Below are 21,286 nucleotides of genomic sequence, written 5' to 3' on the forward strand. Positions count from 1 at the left end.
CCACCCCCCCCCCCTCCTCCCCCACCCCCCCCTCCACACCCCCCACCCCCGACTCACCCACCACCCCCGACACACCCCCCACCCCCGACTCACCCACCACCGCCGGCACGACCGGGCCGGCCGGCTCGCCGACCGTCGTCCCCGCCCCCGCGGGCACCCGCCCCGCCCCCGAGCCCGCCCCCGTCCCTGCCGCGCTCGGCAGTGCCGGTCTGCCCGGCACCGGCTGGGAGGCCGTCCGGCGGGCCCGCTCCCGCGAACGCCCCCGCGCGGGCGCCTACCTGGACGCCTACTTCACCCACCGCGTCCGGATCAGCGGCGACCGGTGCGGCGGGACCGACCCCGAGGGGATGCTCTGCGGGTTCGGTGAGCACGGCGGCCGTACCGTGGCCTACGCGGCGCAGACCGGGACGGCGACCCGGCCCGCCGGGTATCGCACCGCCGCCCGGCTGATCCGGCTGGCGGACCGCCTCGGGATACCCGTGCTGACCCTGGTGGACACCCCGGGCGCCGCCAACGACGCGGAGGCCGAGCGGCAGGCCGCGGGAGCGGCCATCGCCGAGGTGTTCGCCGCGGTGGCCGCCGCCCGGGTCCCGGTCACCACCCTCGTCGTGGGCGAGGGCGGCTCCGGCGGGGCACTCGCCCTGGCCGCGCCCGGCAACACCTGGGCGGTCCCGGACAGTTACTTCTCGGTGATCGCCCCGGAGCTCGCGGCGGCCATTCTCAAGCGTCCGCCGCAGGAGGTGGAGGAGACCGCCGCCCAACTGCGCATCCGGCCGCAGGACCTGGTGGAGCTGGGGGTGGTCCGGGGCATCGTCGAGCCCGCGGACCACCCCGGTGGCCGGGTCACCTCACGGCTGCCGCCCGGATGATCTCCTGCGTCACCGAACCCCCCCTCTCGTCGTGGGCCGAGGCCCGCAGCGAGACGGACGCGGCGGCGCGTGGCACGGTCAGCGTGCCGTGCCACGCGGCGCCCCCGCCCCGCAGCGGCACGCGCTGCCAGTGGGCTCCCTCGTCGTACGACACCTCGAGCCTCCCGCCGCCGAGCGTGCCGGTGCCCGAGGCACGGGCGACGTACTCGGCGCCGAGCGTGACCGGGATCCGGTGTCCGCCGCGCACGGCACCGGAGAGGTCGGTGTCGAGGCCGTACGCGAGGTTGATCAGCGGCAGGTAGGTCCAGTGGTCCTCCGGGGTGGCCGCCGACCGGAAGGTCCACTCGGTGTGGCCCTTCGTGGCGAGCTTCCAGCGGCCACCGTCGAGGGCGGTGTCGGTGACGACCTTGTAGCCGTGCTCGTCGGCGGGGGCGTCCCACACATGGGCGGCGGAGCCGGTGTTCCGGTCGACGAGCGCGCCGTCCAGGTAGACGGCGGTGGTCTGGCTCGTCCCGCTGTCCTCGCTCCACGCGTCGCCGAAGCCGGTGTGGTCCGGCCCGGAGTCGCCCCAGCCGGGCGTGTTGAGCTGGATCTCGTTCCCGGCGCGCTGCTGGCCCCAGCCGAGTCCGGTGCCGAGCCACGGGTGCCACACGGGCCGGAACCAGTTCAGCCGCGGCCGGGTGCCGCCGTCGTAGCGGACCAGGCCGCTGCGCTCCTCCAGGGCGCCGTCCCCGGCCGTGACGGACTCGTGCCAGAGCTGGCCGGGGCCGGTGGAGACGTAGTCGGTGCGCTCGGCGGGCAGGGTGACGCGCTCCTGGAAGCCGAGGCCGATCGCGAAGGTGTCGGTGAGGGAGTAACGGAACTCACCGCCGCGCAGCGGCTGCCTGGCATGGAACTTCACGTGCACGGCGGCTAGTTGACGCTGCGCCGGGACGTAGGTGAGGTCGCGGTCCGGGATCGCGCCCCGGTGCCCCTCGGACAGGTCGTACACGTACGGCGAGTCGGCCGTGCCGGTCATGTCGACGCGGCCGGCCGCGCGCAGGCGTGCCGCGTCGGCCTCGTTCACCGTGGCGATCTGCAGGGGCCGGTCGGCGTTGTCGTCCGTACCCCACCAGGCCATCAGCCGGCCGGGCGCGTCGTCCGTGACGAACAGGGCCTCGGCGCCCGCGTCCTGGGCGGCCCGGGCGAGCGCGGCCGGGTCGGTGCCGTCGGCGAGGCGGGCGAGCACGGCCTTGCCGGACACCCCGGTGAAGGGGCCGTCCCCGACGTCGACGAGCGGCAGTCTCGTACGGCCCTCGAGGAGGGTGCCGCCCGCCTGGACGGTCGCCTCGCCGACGCCCTTGACCGCCAGCTGCGGCTCGGCCAGCCGCCACACGGTCCGGTACTCGAAGGTTCCGGCGCCGACCTTCGCCGTGGGGGCGGCGAAGACGCTGTCGTAGGTGAGCGGCACCTGGACCGCGCCGAACAGGTCGGCGCCGTTCGCGGTGCGGTCGTACTCCATGAGCAGCTGGTGGGTCTCGGTGCGCCGGTCCACCTGGGCCCTGATCTCGCGCAGCTTCCGTCCGTCCAGGGTGACGTCCTGGTCGTAGTCGAGCGTGATCTCGGGGGCGGCGAGGAAGCCGAGGCCCAGGGAGTCGGGGCCGTGGCTGCCGTGCACGTCGAGGAAGGAGGTGAGGCAGTAGCTGCCGGGCTTCAGACGCAGCGCGAGGGTGCCGGTGTCGCCGACGTGGGCGGGCTGGGCGTCCTCCCCCGCGGCGAGCCGCTGCACGGTGAGGTCGGCGGCGGTCGGCGCGCCCGCGCGGTCCTTGACGTGGACGGTGAGCGTGTACCGCTCCTCCTCCTTGACCAGCCCGAACACGGTGTGCGCGACCACGCTGCCGGACGGGTCCGTGGCCACGATCTGCCCGCTGCTCGCGCCGACCGGGGCCTTGGCGCCGTCACCGGTGACGGTGGTGGACGCGGTGCCGTGCGCGGGGACGGTGAGGGTGTCGCGGGACGGCGTGGCCACGCCGTCCGGGGCGCCCCGCACGGCCAGCTTCAACTCGACCGGGACGTCCGTGGAGTTGGTGTAGGTGAGGGTGCGGGTGACGGGCTTGTTCCCGTCGTACGGCCAGCTGTACCAGCCGAGGTCGGCGCTGCCGGTGGCGGTCACGCCCGCCCGCACGGCGTCCGGGACGCTCACCCGGCCCGCGCCCAGCTCGTACGCGGAGGCGTCCAGCTGCTTCGAACGGGACATCAGCGCGTCCTTCAGCTGGACACCCGTCCAGTCGGGATGCTCCTGGGCGAGCAGGGCGGCCACGCCCGCGACATGCGGGGTCGCCATGGACGTGCCGCTCATGGAGGTGTAGTAGCCGCTGCCGGAGGTGAGCCCGGAGCGGGCGGCGAGGATGTCGACACCGGGCGCGGACAGGTCCGGCTTGAGGGCGTTGTCGCCGTGGCGGGGCCCGGCGCTGGTGAAGTAGGCCGCCCGGTCGGCGGAGTCGACCGCGCCGACGGTGAGGGCGGCGTCGGCGGCGCCGGGCGAGCCGATGGAGGACGGGGCGCCGGTGTTGCCGGCCGCGACGACGAACAGCGCGCCGGTCTCCCGGGACAGGGTGTTCACCGCCTGGGCCATCGGGTCCGTGCCGTCGCTCGGCTCGGTCGAGCCCAGGCTCATGGAGACGATCCGGGCGGGCACGTCCCGCGCGGCCCACTCCATCCCGGCGATGATCTGGGACTCGCTGCCCGAGCCCGCGTCGCTGAGCACCTTGCCGACGGCGAGCGTGGCGCCGGGCGCGACCCCCTGCTCCTTGCCGTCGGAGGCGGCTCCGCTGCCGCCGACGGTGGAGGTGACGTGGGTGCCGTGGCCGTTGCGGTCGGCGACCTCCTCGCCGTCGACGAAGCTCTTCGTCTCGCCGACCCGGTCCTTCAGGTCGGGGTGGCTCGGGTCGACGCCGGTGTCGAGGACGGCGACCGTGACCCCCTTGCCGGTGAGCCCGGCGTCCCGGGCGGCCCGGGTGCCGATCTGGGCGTTGCTCTCGGCCATGTCGGCCTTGACCCGCCCGTCGAGCCACACCTTGTCGATGCCGCCGCCCCGGGTGAAGGACCGCCAGAAGGTCCGCCCCTTGTCCGCGTCGACGGCGGCCCCGCGCAGACTGGCCAGCGTCCGGGTCCGCTCGGCGCCGGCGGGGGTGACGGTCCGGGCGCTCCTGCCGTAGGTCACGATCAGCGGCAGGGTGTCCGCCCGGGTGTCGGTGAGCCCCTGCCGGATCAGCCCGCTCACGTCGAACAGCCGCCGGTCCAGCGTCCCGGCCCGCAGATACGGCAGCGCCTCGTCCGGTACGACCGTGAGGTCGCCGTCGCTCGATTGCGTCCGGACGGCTCCGGTGGCCCCGCGCGGGCGCTGCACGGTCACCGTCCTCCTGCCGTGCCCGAGGTCGGTGACGCGCACCGTGTCACCGGTGACGAGGGTGACGGTGGTGGTGCCGTCGCCCGGGGCGGCGGGGGCGGACACCGGCCGTGCGGCCGCCGCTGCCGGGCCGGCCGGGAGCAGGGCGGTCACCAGCCCCACCGCCAGCAGGGCCGCCGGGCGTCTGACTGGTCCTCTGGTCATCCACGCCTCTTCTCGTGTGGGTCGAGCGCGTCGCGTGCTGGGACGAGTGTCATGTGCCGCTCCCGATGGGGGAGTTGAGCGGTGCTGACGGAAAGGCGCCCTGGCGGGTTCTCGCCAACCCCGGACGGCGCCACGCCCCCCGCCTTCGGTGGTGTGACTCGTGAAGCACCGTCCGTAACATAGGAGTTGATTGCTGGTCACACAGAGCGGGGGCGACGTCGTCATGGACGGGTTGGTGCAGTTCAGGACCGAGGACGGCGCGGACGTCCTGGTGGAGGGCGTCGACGTCAGGTCCGGCGCCCGGCTCGTCTCGCGCGGCGAGGGGCCGGCGCAGGCGGCGCGCACCTTCGAGGGAGCGCTGGAGGGCGTACGGGCGGCGGCCACGTCCGCGCTGCGGGTCTTCCGGGACGGGAGCCTGAGCCCCGACGCGGTGGAGATCGAGTTCGGCGTGCGGCTGTCCGCGGAGGCCGGTGCCGTCATCGCGAAGGGATCGACGGAGGGCCACCTGGTCGTCAAGCTCAGCTGGTCCCCCGGGCAGCAGCCGGCACGGACCGCTCCCGGCCAGGGCGCGGCGGCGCATGCGGAGGCGGGTGAGGGCGCGGCGGGTCGGACCGTGCCGGGCGGAACCGTGCCGGGTCGGACCCTGCCGGGTCAGGCCGTCCCTGAACCGGAGTCCGCCGACCGGTGATGCGCAGTGCTGCCTGGCATGCCCGGATCGTCTGTGGCCACGAGGTGGGGGCGGGGTTCCTGGTCACCGGCCGCCGGGTGCTCACCTGCGCGCACGTCGTCCACCGGAGCGACAGCGCTGCGGTGACCGTGTCCTTCCCGCACGCCAGGGAGCTGGGCGAGCTCTCCGCGTCGGTCGTCGCCCGGGGCGACTGGGCCGGTGCGGCCACCGACCCCGGCGATGTCGCCGTGCTCGAACTGGAACGTGACGTCCCGCTCGCCCCGGCCGGCTTCGCGCCGCCCGACTCCGCGTACACCGAGCCGTACCCCAAGCTGATCGCCTACGGCTTCCCCGAGGGCTACGACGAGGGCACGCTCGCCGAGTACCAGGCGGTGTCCGGCCAGTTGATCGCCGACGAGTGGCTGGAGCTGGTGGCGTGGAACGGGCACGGGCAGCCGCTCGTGGCCGGATTCAGCGGGGCGGCGGCGACCCTCCCGGACGGCAGGGTGGTCGGCATGGTCACCGCGGCCTCGGGCACACCGGACGTGCGCAAGGGCCGGATGCTGCCGCTGGACGTCATGGCCCGGTACTGGCCCGAGCTGGGCGAGCTGGTGCCCACGCCCGGCCACCGGGACGACGCCCGCCGGGAGTTGTACGCGCTGCTGCGGCGGGCCGCGGACGACAGCGGCGGCGCGGGTGATCCGAACCGTTTGTACGTGGACGCGGTGGGCGCCTTCGGGCCGCCGCTGCCTCCGGGCGGCTTCCCCTCCCTGTGGGCGGCCGCCGGGTACGTCCAGTGGGAGGTGCCGGACCCGGCCGCGGTGAGCCGGTTCGCCGGCCGGCTCCGGGAGCTGCTCGGCGCGGGCGCGGCCCCGCCGAACCCGGCGGCCCCGCCGGACCTGGCGACCCCGGCGTCTCCGGTCGACCCGGGGCTTTCGGCCTGGTCTCCGGTGGTCGTCGAGATCGATCACAGCGGCGCCGGGCCCGACCAGGTCACCGTCGAGGTGTCCGCGTACCGCGACGGCCGGCGCCGGCCGGTGGGCGCGTGCCGGCTGCCGCGCGCCGGGGTGCGGGCCTATGTGCAGAACCGCATCGACGAGGCCGTCGCCCACCTCGCCCCGGACGCCGACGAGCTGGTGACGTTCGTGCTGCCGCGCGAGTGGCTCAACGAGGCGGTGGCGCACTGGGAGTGCAGCGCGGACGACAGCACGCCCCTGGGCTGCGCCTACCCCCTCGTGGTGACCGACCGCGCGCGCCACCACAGCGGCCGGCTGCGCCACCAGCTGCGCAAGAGATGGCAGAAGCTGGACTCCGGGCGCGGGGCGGAGGTGCACCGCGTCGAGTGCGGCTCCCTGGAGCGGCCGCCGAGCCTGCGCAAGCGGCTGTGGGACGGCGAGGCCGGGCTGGCGGGATTCGCGGCCCCGCCCACGGCGGCACGGAAGCACTTCGAGGTCGGCCTCACCGTCCCCGTCCCGGTCCTGCTGTGGTCCCGGGCCGGCTGCCCCGGCACGGAACACCGGCACCGGCCCGGCCCCGGGACCGCGCACCAGGATCCGGGCTGCCCCGGCAGCGCGTTCCTCGACCAGCTCAGCGCCTCGCTCGCCGACGTCCCGCCGGCCGAACTCCCGCGCCACATCCTGTCCCTGCGGCTGACCGCGGACGCCGCCGACGAACCGGACCTGCACTGGGCGAGAGACCTGCAGCTGCTCTGGGACGACCCGCGCTGCTTCCCGGAGACCACCGCGAGCCTGCGCTCCCCCGTCGCCTGACCGACCGCACGATTCGCCCGCCCCCGTCGCACCCCCCACGGAGAAGAAGAGCCCATGCCCCTGTGGCCCGTCTACACCGGTACGAACGAGCCGCACGACGGCATCGAGAAGCTGCCCCCGCCGCCGCCCTGGCGCGCCTTCGACGGCGGGCCGCCGCTCCGGGCCCCGGACGCGGCCGCCGACGCCAGCGCCGTCTCCCCGGACCGCATGCACCGTGCCGCGACGTACCAGGCCACGGAGCAGACGGTCCAGCTGGTCAACGCGGCCCTGTATCTGCGCCGGCCGCTGCTGGTCACCGGCCCGCCGGGCACCGGCAAGTCCTCGCTGGTGTACGCGGTCGCCCGCGAGCTGCGGCTCGGCCCCGTCCTGCGCTGGAACGTCACCAGCCGCAGCACGCTCCACGACGGCCTCTACCAGTACGACCCGCTCTCGCGGCTGTACGCGGCCCGCCAGGAGGCCACCCGGCAGGACCGGACCGGCGCGACGGCGGAGGGGTCGGCCGAGGCGACGGGCGACGGCTCGGGCATCGAGCACCATCTGCGCCTCGGCCCCCTGGGCACCGCCCTGCTGCCGTACGCCCGCCCCCGCGCGCTGCTCATCGACGAGATCGACAAGAGCGACCTCGACCTGCCCAACGACCTGCTGAACGTGCTGGAGGAGGGCCAGTACGAGATCCCTGAGCTGGTGCGCGCCTCCCGGTCCGCCGCGGACGGCATCGCCGAGGTGCTGGCCGACGGCACCGACGAGCGGGTCCCGGTGGCCCGCGGCCGGGTCCGCTGCCGCGCCTTCCCGTTCGTCGTGCTCACCAGCAACGGTGAGCGCGAGTTCCCGCCCGCCTTCCTGCGCCGCTGTGTCACGCTGCACCTGCGGCAGCCGGACGACCGGCACCTCGCCGGCATCGTCCGCGCCCACCTCGGTGAACCCGACGCGTACGCGCAGACCCTGATCGAACGCTTCCTCGCCCGGGCGGGCGCCGGCGACCTGGCCACCGACCAGCTCCTCAACGCGATCTACCTGGCCCGCTCCGCCGACCTGGACACCGGCTCCCTGGACCAGCTGGCCGAACAGCTGATGCCGTTCCTGGGCCGGTCCGCGCAGTCCGATGTCTTCTGACCGTCCGGGCTCCACGGATCCCCTGGTCCGCCTCGCCGACGTCCTGGCCCAGGCGGCCGACGGGGTGCGCCCGACCCCGCTCGAGCTGGCCGAACTGCTGTGGCTGGCCCGGCACGTGGCACCCGGCGCCACCGACGGCGAGGGCACGGACCGCACGGCCTCAGGACGGGAGGTCCCGGAGTTCCCCGAACCCTCGGAGCCCTCGGACCTCCCGGCGCCGGACCCACCGCCCCCCTCCCCGCGGAAGGACCGGCAACCCGAGCCGGCCCGCACCCCCGAGCCGCCCTCCCGCGTCCCCCTGCACCTCCCCTCGCGCGGTCCCGCGGCGGACCGGTCCCGCACCACGCTCCTCGCCCCGGCACCCCCGATGCTGCGCCACCCGCTCGCGCTGCAGCGCGCGCTGCGCCCGCTCAAGCGCCGTATCGACGCCCCCGTGGGCCACGAGCTGGACGAGCGGGCCACCGCCGACCGCATCGCCCGCCTGGGCGCCGACCCGGCGTGGTGGCTGCCGGTGCTGCGCCCCGCGCGGGAGCGCTGGCTGCGCCTGAACCTGGTGTACGACGCCGGCCCCACCATGCCGGTCTGGCGCCCCCTGATCCGTGAACTGCACACGGCCCTGGCCCAGTCGGGCGCCTTCCGCGCGGTCACCCTGCACCGCGCCGGCGCCGACGGCACGGTGCGGGGCTCCGACGCGCACGCCCCCGCCGACGGCCGTACCGTCACCCTCCTGATCAGCGACTGCATGGGCCCGCAGTGGCGGGAGGGGCCGGCCGGCACCCGGTGGTACGCCACCCTGCACCGCTGGGCGCGCCGGATGTCCCTGGCCGTCGTCCAGCCGCTCCCGGAACACCTGTGGCGGGACACGGCGCTGCCCACCGCCCCCGGCCGGCTGTCGGCCCCGCACCCGGCGGCCCCCACGGCGGCGCTCGGGTTCACCCCGTACGACGGGCACGAGCACCCCGAGCCCGCCGTGACCGGCCGCGCCGTCCACCTGCCCGTGCTGGAGCCGGAGCCGCGCTGGCTGGCGCACTGGGCCGCGCTGCTGACGACGCCGGGTGGAGCGGTGTTCCCGGGCGCCGTGGCCGAGTTGGGCCGTCCGCTGCTGGCGGACGCCGAGGACCGTACGGACGTGGGCCTGCTGTCGGCCGAGGAGCTGGTCCTGCGGTTCCGCTCGACCGCCTCGCCCGAGGCGTTCCGGCTGGCCGGTCATCTCGCGGTGGGGCGCCCCGACCTGCCGGTGATGCGCCTGGTCCAGGCCGCCGTCGAACCGGATCCGCGTCCGCAGCACCTGGCCGAGATCGTGCTCAGCGGCATGCTCACCACCGTCCCGGGCGGCCCGCCCGGCTCCTACGCCTTCCGGGACGGCGTGCGCGAGCTGCTCCTGCTCGGCCTGCCGCGCACCGCCCGCAACCGGACCACGGAACTGCTCGACCGCATGGGCGAGTTCATCGACCGCCGGGCGGGACGGGCGCCGGGAGAGTTCCGCGCGTCGGTCCCCTCCGCCTCTTCCGCGCAGGGCACGGACACGGCCGTGGAGGGCGATCCGTTCGCCACCGTCAGCCAGGACAGCGTGCGCCGGCTCACGGAGACGCCCGACGACGGGGGGCAGCCCGCGGCGCCCGCCGACCGCGCGGAGATCCGTTTCACGGCCGACGCGCTCACCGGCCGCCCCGAAGCCCGCATCACCCTCGAGGCCGCGGTGCACGACATCCTCTCGCGCGGCTCCCTCGCCCCGCGTCAGTACGCGGTGGAGGTCCGCCCGGACGGCTACCTCGTACGCACCGAGCCCGGCGCCTATCTGCTGCCCGTGCTGGTCGCCGTCCTGCGGGAACTCCCCCAGGCGCTCGCCCGGCTGACCGATCCCCCACGGCTGCGGGTGTCGTTCGGCCGGCTCGCCGCCGAGCCGCCGGAGCCGGCCGCGGACGTGACGGTCGTCGTGCCGCCCGCGCTGTACGACGACTTCGCCGCCAGCTCCGCCGCCCGTGACCTCCAGCCCTTCTGGCCCCTGTTCCCCGGCAGCGCCCCGGACACCCCGCCGGCCGCCTGGTACTGCCCGCTCGCACCGCTGTCCTCCGCACCGGGTGAACGCGACCTGGTCCAGGGCCCGTTCATCACCGCCGACCTGCGTGCGCTCGGTGTCCCCACCCCGGGCCGCACGGCCGTCGTGCACACCCAGCCCGACGGCCCGCTCCGGCTGCTCGACCCGATCCAGCCGTACGGGACTCGCCCGCCCCGCCCGGAGACGTACTTCTCGGTCGACCTCACCCCGTACGAGACCCGTCACACCGTCACCCTGCCGAGTTCCGGCAAGGGCGTCTTCAAGGCCGCCGTGACGCTGACCTGGCGTGTCGACGATCCGGTCGCCTTCGTCCGTGGCGAGACCACCGGTGTCCCCCGGCTCCTGGTGGACCACCTGCGCGGCGCGGCGGCCCGCGTCACCCGTCGCCACTCGCTGCGCCATGCCACGGCGGCCGAGCGGGAGGTGAACGCGGGAATGGGCGCCTGGCCGATCCCGGGGCTGTCGGTGTCGTCCACCGTGCGCCTGCTCCGTGAGGGGGCGCCGACTCCACCGGTGGAGCCGCAGGTCCCGTCCCGCCGCCGGCTGGCTTCCCTCCTGGGCGGCACCGACACCGTACTGATCGGCTTCGACGGTCCCCTCGCCCGGCTGTTCCCGGCGCAGACGGCACGGCAGGCCGTCCTCGACCTGCTGGCGGTCGTGGCCGAGCACCGCGATCCGCGGGACGCTCTGGAGGGCCGGCCGCTGCCCGTCGTGAGCGGCGCCGGGCAGGAGGCGTTCGCGCATCCGCTGGACCTGCTGCGCGCCTACGCCCACGACCCGCTCGGCCCCCGGCTGCGGCTGTGCCTCGACGACCTGGAACTGCGTGCCGTGCCCGACGCCCCCTCGACGCACCGCTCCGTGCCGCTCGTCCGCGCGCTGCACGGTTCCGGCCGGCGCGTCAGCGTGGTGACGGACGTGTCGACCCGGGCCGTCCACCGCTGTCTGCAGCCCTACCGCCTGCCCCTCGCGGGCGTCCACGGCCGCCGCGACGACCTCGGCCTGCTCACCCCGCACCCCGACTGCCTGCGGCGCGCCCTGACCGCCCGGGGTGCGGCGCCCGGCACCGGCGTCCTGATCAGCTCCTCCGTCGCCGAGCTCACCGCCGCCCAGCAGATCGGTCTGCCCTTCATCGGGTACGCCCCGACCGCCGCCGGGCGCCGGCGGCTGCGCGAGGGCGGCAGCGACGTCACCCTCTCCTCCCTCGAACCGCTGCTGGAGGCGGCCCGATCCCTGTGACACGAGCCGACACACCGAGGCGGCCGGAAAATACCCCCGTTCAGCGGCACCCCGCCCGGCCCCTCCCGAAAGGCGCCCGCTTCCGGCCCCGAGCAGGATGCAGTGAAGAGGAAGAGCCCGCCGACCGGACGGGCGCCCCAAGGCCTGCGGGAGGATCCGCCGTGACCGTCAGCCTGGAGCAGTTGCGCCGCTGCCACTTCGCCGTCGACCTGGGCGCGGCCCGCACCCGGGTGTATGTGAAGGGTGCCGGTCTCATCGTCGACCAGCCGTCCGTCGCCGCCGTGAACACCCGTTCCGGGGCGCTCATCGCGGTGGGCGAGTTCGCGGAGAAGATGACCGGGCGGACGCCGAGCTACATCAGAGTCGTACGGCCCATCTCCGGGGGCACGGTGGTCGACATCGAGATGGCGCAGCGGATGCTGCGCCAGTTGCTCGGCGACAAGGTGCGCCGGGCCCTGCGCCGCAATCTGCGGCTGCGGGCCGCCGCGTGCACCCCGCACGACGCCGACCCGCTGGCCCAGCGGGCGACCATCGAGACGCTGGTCGGGCTCGGGGCGCGCAAGGTGGAGCTGGTGGACACGCTGATCGCCGCCGCCGTGGGGTGCGGGCTGCCGGTGGAGCGGCCCGAGGCCACCATGATCATGGTGTGCGGGGCGGCGGCCACCCAGGTCGCGGTGCTCTCGCTGGGGTCCATCGTCACCGCCGAGCGGGTCCCGGTGGGCGGCGAGGCCGTGGACCACGCGATCGTCCAGCTGCTCCGGCACGAACACGAACTGATGCTGCCCAGCCAGTCGGTACGGCCGCTGCAGCTCGCCCTGTCCGGCAACGGGCTCACGCCGCACGGTCCGTCGACCACCGAGATCCACGGGCGGGACGTGGCCACCGGGCTCGCGCGCAGTGTGCACGTGGACACCGCCACGGTGCGCGACGCGATCCACACCCCCCTGACGGCCGTCCTCGACGGCATCGGCAAGGTGCTCCGCGAGTGCCCGCCGGACCTGGTGGCCGACCTCGCGGACCGCGGGATCATGATGGTCGGCGGTTCGGCGCTGCTGCCCGGGTTCGACCAGATGGTGCGACAGGCCACCGGGATGCCGGTGTGCATCGCCGAGCGCCCCGACATCTGCGCGGCCGAGGGGCTGGGCGCCATGCTGGAGGGCCGGATCGACCCCCTGGTGCTGGACCCGCTGGCCGCCTAGAGCCTCTCCGTCGTCCGGCGGGCTCAGCGGGCCAGGTAGCAGCGGATCGTCGTGCCGTCGGGGCCGGTGTGGACGCGGACCAGGTCGGCCACCAGGTTGACCAGCAGCAGACCGCGGCCGCCGCGCTGGTCCCGGGAGGCGGGCCGGCGGCCGGCCAGCGGGTCGGCCAGGCAGCCCTTGTCCCGCACCTCGCACAGCACGTGCCCGCCCTCGGGCCACACCGTGAGGGTGCCGGTGCCGCCGCCGTGGACGACGCTGTTCGTGGTCAGCTCGGCGGTGATCAGCGCCAGGTTCTCCAGGCCCTGGCCGGTCAGGCCGAGCCGGGAGCCGTGGTCGGTGGCCAGGTGCCGTACGGCGGAGAGGGAGCCCTCGGCGAAGGGCAGGCTGAGCACGTCCGGGCCGGTGTCGGAGGCGGCCGGCAGCGGCTCGTTGTAGCGGGAGACGACGCCCTCGGGGTCGTAGGCCGGGCTGGGGCGCTGCCCGCCCGTGCCGGCCGGGATGACGACAGGGTGGGTGGCGTGGGCGTCGGCCAGCGCTCGCTCGTCGAGGCGGGCGGTGTCGTAGGGACACAGGATCGTCACCTCGCGGCCCCGGAACGCCGCGTTGATCAGAGCCTCGTGCTGGGCGCAGGCCGCGTACTCGGCGGGGCTGCGGCCCGCCCAGACCGGCTCGCCGATGATGTGGGCGCGCCGGCCGGGCGGCTGGGCGTCGGCGAAGGCGCGCAGCACGCCGGGGATGATCCGGCCGGGGTTGCGTCCGGCCTCCCGCATGTCCAGGAACCGTACGGCGTCGCCGTCGGCGCCCAGCTCGTCCTGGATCAGCCGCAGGTTCTCGCCCGGCACGGCGACCGCGACCGGCTCGCCGGCCGCCAGGGCGTTCCTGACGAAGGGGACGGTACCGTCCAGGTACTCTCGCGCGTCCGCGTAGAACAGCGCGGGATGGACGAAGGGGTCGATGAGCCCGTCCGTCGCGGTCATGACGTCGACACCTCGATCGCCGGGAGTCCCGGCCAGAGCAGGTCCAGTATGCGGGGCAGGGGGGGCGGCGGGCGGTGCAGCACCAGCCGCCGCCGGTCGCCGAACCGCCGGGCGGTGGCGGCGAGGGCATCGGCGCCCGCGACGTCGACGAAGGTCAGCCCGGAAAGTTCCAAGAAGTACACATCCTCGCCCTCGCGAACGGCTCGCTCCAGCGCGCGCTCCCAGATGCCGCGCGTGGACAGACTGACCTCGCCCGCCGCCCGCAGTCCGGTCCGCCCGGCCAGCGGGGACAGGACGAGCCGCGGCTCCACCGGCTCGGGTCCGCTCACACCTTCTCCCTACCGCACATCACGAGTGCCCAGTATGGCAGCGACATCTCTGTCACGGAGGCGATCGGCTCCGGAAGGCCGAGCGGGTGTAGGCCCTGGTGCCCGGGGGCAGGCGCACCGGCGTGGACTCCGAGCAGCGGACAGGGGGAGACATGGGCTCTGCGGCACGCGCGGCGCACACCGGGCGTCTGGACACCCTGGCCGTCGACGGCCGGACCGAGGGGGACCGGGCCCTGCTGACGGCGCGCGGAGAGCTGGTCCACGGCTGCACGGACACCGTCGCCGGGGCCCTGTCCGCGCTTCCGGCGGGTGTCGGCCAGGTCGTGCTGGACGTGTCGGAGGTGTCCTTCATGGACACGGCGGGCCTGACGTTCCTGGACGTGCTCGGCGCGTACGGCCGGCAGCACGGGGTGCCCGTCTCGGCCACCGGCTGGCAAGGTCAGCCGCGCCGGGTCCTGGAGCTGGTGGGCCTGGACGCCGAGGATCCGCTGCGTACGGGGATACCCGCCGACGTGCCGGCCCGGACCGCCTCCGCGGTGGCCCGTGAACGCGCAGAACAGCTGGAGCTGTTGCGTCTGGAGATCGAGCAGCTGCGGCACGCGCTCGACTCGCGGCCGCTGATCGACCAGGCCCGCGGCATCCTGATGGCCGCGCACTCCTGCACCCCGGACGAGGCCTGGGAGATGCTGCGGGAGGCGTCCCAGCGGTCCAACACCAAGCTGCGGCAGGTCGCGGCCGCAGTGACGCGGAGCGCGGCACCGGGCGGCCCGGCCCCGCCCGAGCCGGTGCGTGCGGCGCTGCGCGCGGCGGCGGCCCGCCACGCCCGCGGGGGTCAGTAGGGCAGGGCGCGCCCCGAGGGCGTCCTGCGGTCGATCTCCTGCTCGCGCGGCGCGGCGGGTCGCCGGCTGACACGTACTCGGATCCGACGGTCCATGACGCCCTCCTCCTGCCGGTGGTGTCCGGCGGTGGACGCCGGTAGGAGGTGCGTGCCCAGCACGGCGGCCGTTCAAGCGCGGTCGGCTCAAGTCGTGGTGGAGCCGACCGCGTTGGCACCGGTCAGCCGGGCCCTGACCGGCCGGGAACGGGAAGGCCTCCCCGGGGAGTGACCCCGGGGAGGCCTTCCGGATCGCTCCGCCGTCCGCTGTGTCAGCGGACCTTCCTGGTGCGGAAGCCCCGGTAGAGCACCGCCCCGCCGAGGAGCAGCGCCGCACCCGCGGCGGCGGCGGGCAGGGCACCCTCCGCACCGGTCTGGGCGAGCACCGGGGCGGTGGGCTGCTCCGGGGTGACGTGCGCGGGCGCCGGGGGGACATGGCCCCGGGGCGGAGCCGGCGGCACGGAGGCCGGCGGCACGGTCGGCGTCGGCGGCACGGAGGCCGGCGGCACGGTCGGCGTCGGCGGCACGGTCGGCGTCGGCGGCTCGGACCGGGGCGGAGTCGGCTGCTCCGGCTGGTCCACCGAACCGTTGACGGAGGTGTTGCCGAATACGGGGTTGGCGATGCCGACCACGTTCCCCGAGTTTCCGCTGACGTTCACCGGCAGATGGACGGGCACCTGGATCTCGTTGCCCGAGACGACTCCCGGGGAGTTGTCGGCGTTGCCGACCGCCTGTGCCCCCTCGGTGTTCTGTGCCGTGGTGCCCCCGGACGTCCCGGCGCCGCCGTTGGCACAGCCGTTGCCCATCGCCGGGTTCAACAGCCCCACCACATTCACCGTGTTCCCGCAGACGTTCACGGGGACGTGCACCGGCAACTGAATGCCGTTGCCGGAGATCAGCCCCGGGGAGCCCGCTGTGGAGCCGTCCGCCGTCGCGTCGGCGTACGCCGGCACCGCCACGGCCATCGCGCCGGTCGCGGCGATGACGGCGAACGCGCTGTGTCGGGTAACCCGTTTCATAGGTTCCCTGCCTTCCAGACTTGGTCGCGGGCGCTCGCCCGCACCAGCACAACGCTGCTGAGCCGCCGACGTTCTGGTGCATCAGCCTTTCGCGCCATTACTCAACCCCACCTCGGCACACCCGAAATGACATCCATATATGGCTGAAACACTCCATAAGACAGAATGAAGGCAGTAAATATGGCAGCGTTGCCCCTCCCCCCACCCCGTTGCCCGCCCTCGCCCGCGGCTCGGGCCGCCCTATCCGGGACGTCCCATGCGCCTGCGCCACCTCACCGCGAGAACCGCCCTCAAGGCCTCCGCCACGGTGGTCCTCACGACCGCTTCGCTCACCACCACAGCGGCGGGTTCACCGGCCAGCGGCCGCCCCGCTTCACCGCAGCCCCCTTGGCGATCCGGCAGACGGACGGCATCGTCTGGTCGAGCGCGACCGCGGGCGGCGTCGTGTACGTCGGCGGCACCTTCGACAGCGTCCGCCCGCCGGGCGCGCGGCCGGGCGAGAAGGAGGTCGCGCGCAAGAACTTCGCCGCGTTCGACGCCGTCACCGGCGAACTCCTGCCGTGCAACACTCCTTCACGGGCGGCAAAAGCCGTACGGGTGATGAAGGCGTCGGCCGACGACAAGGTGGCTGTACGTCGGCGGCTCCTTCGACACGGTCGACCGTACGGGCGTGTCCGACGCGGTCGACCCACAGACGCCACGGGGAGCACGGTGTACCTGGGCGGCGACTTCGAGACCGCCGACGGCCGGCCCAGGAAGTACGCCGCGGCCTTCACCCGCACCGGGAAGCTGCTGCCGTTCCAGGCGGCGGTGGAGGGATCGGTCCACGCCCTCCTGGCGGCACCCGACCAGGGAAAACTGCTGGTCGGCGGCGAGTTCGGCGAGGTCAACGGGGTCACCGACAACGCGCTGGCCGCCCTGGACCCGCGGACCGGCGCCACCGTCTCTCGTATCCCGGGTGGGTTCCGGTGGACTCCCACGTGCAGTCGCCGGCCCGCGACGGCTCCGCCTTGTGTCCGGGCGCCGAGGGTGACGACACCGGCCGCTTCGACGGACGGGTCGCCGGCCGGCTGACCGACGACCGGATGCCGTGGAAGGACGACTGCCGTCCTCTACAGCGGAACCCACGCCCACGACCGCCACGAGACACCGGGCGGCTTGACGACGGCGACGGCCGCGGCGAGGGGCTCGGCCCGCGGACCATGGCGGGGCCCGCGGAGTCCTCCGGGTGGGCGGTGGGTTCACCAAGGCCAACCGCGAGCCGCAGCAGTTCCTGACCCGCTTCGGGACCACCGCCGACGCCCCGGTCGAGGGCCCTCACGTCCTCTCGCTCACCGGCACCCGCGCCGGCACCGTCACGCTCGGCCGGCGGGCCGCCTGGGACCGGGACGCCGCGGTGCTGACGCACCGGATCCACCGTGACGGCAAGCGTGGCCACGCTGGAGCAGCGCTCCGCCCCCTGGGACCGCCCGTCGAGGAGCCACACCGACTCGGTGGCCCCCGGCTCCAGCCACCGGTGGACGGTCACGGTGACCGACGGCAGACGCACGTCGGCCCGGCCGCCACCTCTTCATGGTCACCACGACAGCCGACGCGCGAAAGCCGGGTCAGTCATGAGGAGACACCGCATCGGGTACGCGCCGGGCGTCTTCGACCTCTTCCACGTCGGGCACCTCAACATCCCGCGCCGCGCCCGGGAACAGTGCGACCACCTCGTCGCGGGCGTCGTCGCCGACGAGCAGGTGCTGCAGCTGAAGGGCGGACGGCCGGTCGTGCCCCTCGCACCAGCCGGACCGGACGGCGCTCAGCAGGGCCGGCCAGAGCTCGTGACCGGAAGGTGGGCCGGACCTGGTCCGGACGCGTGAACGGTGGCCGCCGCCTCGGCGTGCCGACCACCGTCCTTGCATCACCACAGGTCCCATCGTTTCTGCGCCTGCGGTGCCGGGTGGGGCGGGTGGGACTCGAACCCACGGCCGACGGATTATGAGTCCTTCTCTGATCTTCCGGTCCGTCCCCACTCTTGCCCAGATCCTCCTATAACCGCAGGTCAGGGGCTCTTTGCCATTCTGGCTCTGCGCTGGCCCTCCTGATCCTTCCTGGTCCTTCCGTCCCCTGCGTGTCCCCTACGCGCCCCAGGGGGCCTTGCGGCCGATGCCGAACAGGGTGCTGCAAGGCAAACGGCGCAGGTCGCCGTAGCAGGGACTCGGGAGGAATGAACCCGCCAGTTCCCGCTCGGATACGGGATCGGTGATCATTCTCGTTTTGTGACCGGCGGCTCACTCGGTGGAGACCAACGACCGCGACACCGCTCGATCTTCTAGGTGGCCATCGCCGGGGAATCCTGCCGCGATGGCTTCGTGGACGGTGCGGTTCTACCGTGGGGGAAGCAGGTAGATCCTTGGAGCGGGTCATGATCGCCGTTCTCGGACTCATCGTCTTGATCGCCGTGGTAGTCGTCGGCGTGGCCGGTGTTCTCACCAACCGCGGCAGCGGGCACGAACTCAACGGCGGGTTCTCGGTATTGGGCCACGGCATGACCGGCTCCACCGGCATGCCGTTCCTGTACGGCATCATCATCGGGGCGGCGGGCCTGTTCGGGCAGCGACCAACGCGAGCCCGCCCGCGCGGAGGACACGAACGCGCAGGGGGACTCACCCCACGGCGATCGCGCTCCCGCCCCGGACGGCGGTCGTCGGAGCAGACTGCACTTGTGCGGGCATCGATCCGCCCCCCGGTAGACCGCCCCCGCGCGCAGATCGGTGGCCGGCCAGCGCCACGGATCTTCCTGCCACCGAGCCCCAGCAGACTACTCACCCCGGGTGGTAACCCATGAGTATTTCGAAGAAGATCGCGCACAAAGCCGAAGCGATGAAAGGCGGCGCCAAGAAGACGGCCGGTCGCGCCACCGGCAGTCGGCGCCTGCAGGCCGAAGGCCACGGAGACCAAGTCAAGGGCAACATCAAGCAGGCCGGAGCGAAGATCAAGGACGTCTTCAAGCACTGAGCACTCCACCCCGGCCCAGCGAAGTACGGGTCGATGGTTCCAGTTGTGCCGTTCCGCCAGGGGTGGAAGCCCTGCAGAGTGGGGACTTTTGCTGTCTGCGGGGAGTTTTGGTGTCCGCCCGTGGGTGGGTGATCGTTTCCACCACCGGGGAGATCAGGGTTTCCGCCGGCAACCCGGGCCTCCAACGGATTCGCCGTGCAAGCAAGTCGGTCACCGCGAATGCCCTGTTCTGGGCTGGCGGCCAAGCGATCTCGGCACGGAATAGCGGGTTTCGCCGCCACATGCCTCTTCCCCCGCCGTGGGTACGCTGAGAGTAGGTGTTCACCATGGACTGGCTGACAAGGCTTCCTGGTATCGCACGGCTGATGCGTACGCACGTGTGGCGGGCGTACGAGCGGCTGGCCGAGACCCACTGGGCCCGGCTCGCCGCTGCCATCACCTACATCAGTTTCGTCGCACTCTTTCCGCTGATCACTGCGGGCGCGGCGATCGGCGCCAAGCTGCTGAGCAAGGACCAGCTCAGCGAGCTTGAGGACAAGATTGCCGGCCAGGCGCCGGGCCTTTCCAACCTGCTGAACCTGAAGGGCCTCGTCGCGCACGCCGGAACCGTCGGGCTCATCGCGGGCGCGCTGCTGCTCGTGATCGGCATCAACTGGGTCGGCGCCCTTCGCGGGTGCCTGCGCGCAGTCTGGGAAAAGGAGCAGGACCCGGGAAATCCGATCCTGCTCAGGATCAAGGACACCGGGGTGCTGGTCGGTCTCGGAGTGGTCGGGCTGGTCGCGATGGGCAGTTCGGTGTTCGCGAACAGCGCGGTCGGCTGGGCAGCCGACAAGGTCGGGATCGAGGGCGGGGCGGGACGGGTGCTGCTGTTCTTCGCCGGCTTGGCCATTGCCCTGCTCGTCGACTTCCTGCTCCTGGTCTACCTGCTCACCCGGCTGCCGCGGGTGCATCCCGGCCGACGTGCGGTCGTGGTCGCCGGCCTGATCGGTGCGGTCGGCTTCGAACTGCTCAAGCTGCTGCTGACCGGCTATTTCCAGGGCGTCGCGGGAAAGAGCATGTACGGCGCCTTCGCCGTCCCGGTCGCCGTCGTGCTGTGGATCAACCTCATGGCCAGGCTGCTGCTGTACTGCACCGCCTGGACGGCGACAGCGGCGGCGGTGCAGTCCGGCGAAACAGCCGCGGGTCCCGGGACCGGACCCGCAGTGACCGACGAACCCCAGCGGGCAGCGGAAGGCGGCGGTCCACCAACAACACCGCGCAGGCCCTGATACCGAGCGGCCACCGACCCGCCCCTGCAACGACCGGTGCCGGGGTCATACCGCGCGCGCCAGACCGGTCCTCGATGACACGTCGGCCGAACGCTACTGCTCGCCGTCGTCCACGCGAGGATGCGGTCTGATACACGCTGATCAGGCGCACGGTTCACCGGCGCCGGGCGTCCGGGCGTGAGCAGCTCCGGGCTCCGAGGTTGCCGTCTCATCCTCGCCGTTTCAGTGCACGTTCCACGTGTGGGAGCTCCTCGTGCAGCAGCCGGCCGACCAGGGCACCGCCGAATACGACGACGCCCATGGGCCGAGAACGACCGCAAGATGGTCAAGCGCATCAACGAGCTGATCGACGACACCACGCGCGACCCCTTCAAGGGCATCGGCAAGCCGGAGCCCCTGAAGGGGGACCTGTCGGGCTACTGGTCCCGGAGAATCGACGACACACACCGGCTCGTGTACAAGCCGACCGACGACGAGTTGATCATCGTTCAGGCTCGGTACCACTACTGACACGGTCCGAAGAACGCGGCCCCCCTTCGAGGGGCACCAACCCCGCTGTGGGAGCCGATACTCGAAGAGCTGCGGCGCCTCGGCGCAAGAAAGAGGCAGCACAGAGACGAGACCTCGCTCAACGCCTTGCCTCCACAACGCCGGTCAGGCGATACGGCCAATTTCGGCTATGCCTCGCATGTAGCCCGAACCACGTCCCCTGGGTGTCCCCTGGACCTTGGCCTGAGCGGGTGAACGGGGGCCGCCACGCTGGCATGGCGGCCCTCCTTCATACGTTTCCGCAGTTAGAAACGCTTCTGCATCTGCGATGCCTGGTGGGGCGGGTGGGACTCGAACCCACGGCCGACGGATTATGAGTCCGCTGCTCTAACCGGCTGAGCTACCGCCCCGTAACGGCGTGTCGCGTACAAGTGTGCGCGCCGTCTGCCGCAGCATAGCCGCTCATACGATCTCCTGCCTCGGATGGTCGGCTTCGGCACTGCTCATGACCTTGAGGACTCCGGCGCGAGCGCCATGGTTCCCCCGGACATGAAACCGGACATGAAAAAGGACCCCGGAGGGGTCCTCGTTCGGCGTGCTCCCCCGACTGGACTCGAACCAGTAACCTGCCGGTTAACAGCCGGCTGCTCTGCCAATTGAGCTACGGAGGACCGAAGCTCCCCCGACTGGACTCGAACCAGTAACCTGCCGGTTAACAGCCGGCTGCTCTGCCAATTGAGCTACGGAGGATCGCCTCGTCTGCATCGAACGCACCTACCTGGGTATTCGCCAGGGGGCGGGCGCTCGCTGCGACACATACATT

At 73.5% G+C, this 21,286-nt stretch carries 16 protein-coding genes, 3 tRNA genes and 1 pseudogene; 12 read left to right on the top strand and 8 right to left on the bottom strand.

The annotated features are described in order from the left end of the window. Window positions 1-869: carboxyl transferase domain-containing protein (locus tag ACIHEJ_RS14485; protein ID WP_400135153.1), on the top strand; the 869-nt coding region annotated here is incomplete at its 5' end. On the opposite strand, the gene ACIHEJ_RS14490 is transcribed toward ACIHEJ_RS14485, so the two are convergent. Further along, a complete protein-coding gene (locus ACIHEJ_RS14490; RefSeq protein WP_400135154.1) occupies window positions 844-4,461 on the bottom strand; it encodes a S8 family serine peptidase in 3,618 nt (1,205 codons plus the stop codon). The genes ACIHEJ_RS14485 and ACIHEJ_RS14490 overlap by 26 nt on opposite strands. Before the next feature lie 190 nt (window positions 4,462-4,651). Between ACIHEJ_RS14490 and ACIHEJ_RS14495 the strand changes: the two genes are divergently transcribed. From ACIHEJ_RS14495 to ACIHEJ_RS14515, 5 genes are all read left to right on the top strand, one after another. Next, window positions 4,652-5,149: a CU044_2847 family protein gene (locus ACIHEJ_RS14495; protein WP_400135155.1), complete on the top strand. Its 498-nt coding sequence runs from the start codon at window positions 4,652-4,654 to the stop codon at window positions 5,147-5,149. Next, on the top strand, window positions 5,149-6,897 hold the full coding sequence (locus tag ACIHEJ_RS14500; RefSeq protein ID WP_400135156.1) for a trypsin-like peptidase domain-containing protein: 1,749 nt from the start codon (window positions 5,149-5,151) through the stop codon (window positions 6,895-6,897). The genes ACIHEJ_RS14495 and ACIHEJ_RS14500 overlap by 1 nt, the downstream gene beginning before the upstream one ends. A gap of 54 nt (window positions 6,898-6,951) precedes the next feature. Further along, window positions 6,952-8,010 carry an AAA family ATPase gene (locus tag ACIHEJ_RS14505; RefSeq protein ID WP_400135157.1) on the top strand — a complete coding sequence of 353 codons (1,059 nt, stop codon included), beginning with the start codon at window positions 6,952-6,954 and terminating at the stop codon, window positions 8,008-8,010. After that, complete coding sequence (locus tag ACIHEJ_RS14510; protein ID WP_400135158.1) at window positions 8,000-11,305, top strand: SAV_2336 N-terminal domain-related protein; 3,306 nt, start codon at window positions 8,000-8,002, stop codon at window positions 11,303-11,305. The genes ACIHEJ_RS14505 and ACIHEJ_RS14510 overlap by 11 nt, the downstream gene beginning before the upstream one ends. Before the next feature lie 161 nt (window positions 11,306-11,466). Then, window positions 11,467-12,504 carry a rod shape-determining protein gene (locus ACIHEJ_RS14515; protein ID WP_400135159.1) on the top strand — a complete coding sequence of 346 codons (1,038 nt, stop codon included), beginning with the start codon at window positions 11,467-11,469 and terminating at the stop codon, window positions 12,502-12,504. Between the two features lie 23 nt (window positions 12,505-12,527). On the opposite strand, the gene ACIHEJ_RS14520 is transcribed toward ACIHEJ_RS14515, so the two are convergent. Beyond that, the gene (locus ACIHEJ_RS14520; RefSeq protein ID WP_400135160.1) at window positions 12,528-13,481 is read right to left on the bottom strand and encodes an anti-sigma factor RsbA family regulatory protein; all 954 of its coding nucleotides are present in this window, start codon (window positions 13,479-13,481) and stop codon (window positions 12,528-12,530) included. Further along, window positions 13,478-13,810, bottom strand: coding sequence for an STAS domain-containing protein (locus ACIHEJ_RS14525; RefSeq protein WP_400135161.1), 333 nt, complete (start codon window positions 13,808-13,810; stop codon window positions 13,478-13,480). Before ACIHEJ_RS14525 ends, ACIHEJ_RS14520 begins: the two co-directional genes overlap by 4 nt. Before the next feature lie 152 nt (window positions 13,811-13,962). Between ACIHEJ_RS14525 and ACIHEJ_RS14530 the strand changes: the two genes are divergently transcribed. Then, entirely contained in the window at window positions 13,963-14,649 is a 687-nt protein-coding gene (locus tag ACIHEJ_RS14530; RefSeq protein WP_400135162.1) for an ANTAR domain-containing response regulator, read from the top strand. 307 nt (window positions 14,650-14,956) lie between these two features. Here the strand turns inward: ACIHEJ_RS14530 and ACIHEJ_RS14535 are convergent, their stop codons facing one another. Together ACIHEJ_RS14535 and ACIHEJ_RS14540 are read right to left on the bottom strand one after the other, a co-directional pair. Beyond that, window positions 14,957-15,703 carry a chaplin gene (locus tag ACIHEJ_RS14535; RefSeq protein ID WP_400135163.1) on the bottom strand — a complete coding sequence of 249 codons (747 nt, stop codon included), beginning with the start codon at window positions 15,701-15,703 and terminating at the stop codon, window positions 14,957-14,959. A gap of 329 nt (window positions 15,704-16,032) precedes the next feature. Beyond that, window positions 16,033-16,248, bottom strand: a complete 216-nt coding sequence (locus tag ACIHEJ_RS14540; protein ID WP_400135164.1) for a hypothetical protein — start codon at window positions 16,246-16,248, stop codon at window positions 16,033-16,035. A gap of 166 nt (window positions 16,249-16,414) precedes the next feature. On the opposite strand from ACIHEJ_RS14540, the gene ACIHEJ_RS14545 reads away from it, so the two are divergent. The 5 genes and pseudogenes from ACIHEJ_RS14545 to ACIHEJ_RS14565 all read left to right on the top strand — a co-directional run bounded on the left by ACIHEJ_RS14545 (window position 16,415) and on the right by ACIHEJ_RS14565 (window position 20,484). Beyond that, window positions 16,415-16,777, top strand: coding sequence for a delta-60 repeat domain-containing protein (locus ACIHEJ_RS14545; protein ID WP_400135165.1), 363 nt, complete (start codon window positions 16,415-16,417; stop codon window positions 16,775-16,777). A gap of 539 nt (window positions 16,778-17,316) precedes the next feature. Further along, window positions 17,317-17,484 (top strand): annotated as a pseudogene (locus ACIHEJ_RS14550) (adenylyltransferase/cytidyltransferase family protein); the annotation flags it as partial. 1,048 nt (window positions 17,485-18,532) lie between these two features. Then, window positions 18,533-18,706: a CsbD family protein gene (locus tag ACIHEJ_RS14555; protein WP_400135166.1), complete on the top strand. Its 174-nt coding sequence runs from the start codon at window positions 18,533-18,535 to the stop codon at window positions 18,704-18,706. A 326-nt stretch (window positions 18,707-19,032) separates the two neighbouring features. Then, window positions 19,033-19,974, top strand: coding sequence for a YihY/virulence factor BrkB family protein (locus tag ACIHEJ_RS14560; RefSeq protein ID WP_400136097.1), 942 nt, complete (start codon window positions 19,033-19,035; stop codon window positions 19,972-19,974). Between the two features lie 321 nt (window positions 19,975-20,295). Beyond that, complete coding sequence (locus ACIHEJ_RS14565) at window positions 20,296-20,484, top strand: Txe/YoeB family addiction module toxin (RefSeq protein ID WP_400135167.1); 189 nt, start codon at window positions 20,296-20,298, stop codon at window positions 20,482-20,484. Window positions 20,485-20,796: 312 nt separating this feature from the next. Here ACIHEJ_RS14565 and ACIHEJ_RS14570 read toward each other — a convergent pair. The 3 genes from ACIHEJ_RS14570 to ACIHEJ_RS14580 all read right to left on the bottom strand — a co-directional run bounded on the left by ACIHEJ_RS14570 (window position 20,797) and on the right by ACIHEJ_RS14580 (window position 21,213). Then, window positions 20,797-20,873, bottom strand: a tRNA-Ile gene (locus ACIHEJ_RS14570). A gap of 188 nt (window positions 20,874-21,061) precedes the next feature. Then, window positions 21,062-21,134 (bottom strand) — tRNA-Asn (locus tag ACIHEJ_RS14575). Window positions 21,135-21,140: 6 nt separating this feature from the next. Continuing rightward, a tRNA-Asn gene (locus ACIHEJ_RS14580) sits at window positions 21,141-21,213 on the bottom strand. Between the last annotated feature and the right edge of the window lie 73 nt (window positions 21,214-21,286).

Origin of the sequence: Streptomyces sp. NPDC052301, assembly GCF_044593395.1 — a bacterium.
Lineage (GTDB): Bacteria > Actinomycetota > Actinomycetes > Streptomycetales > Streptomycetaceae > Streptomyces.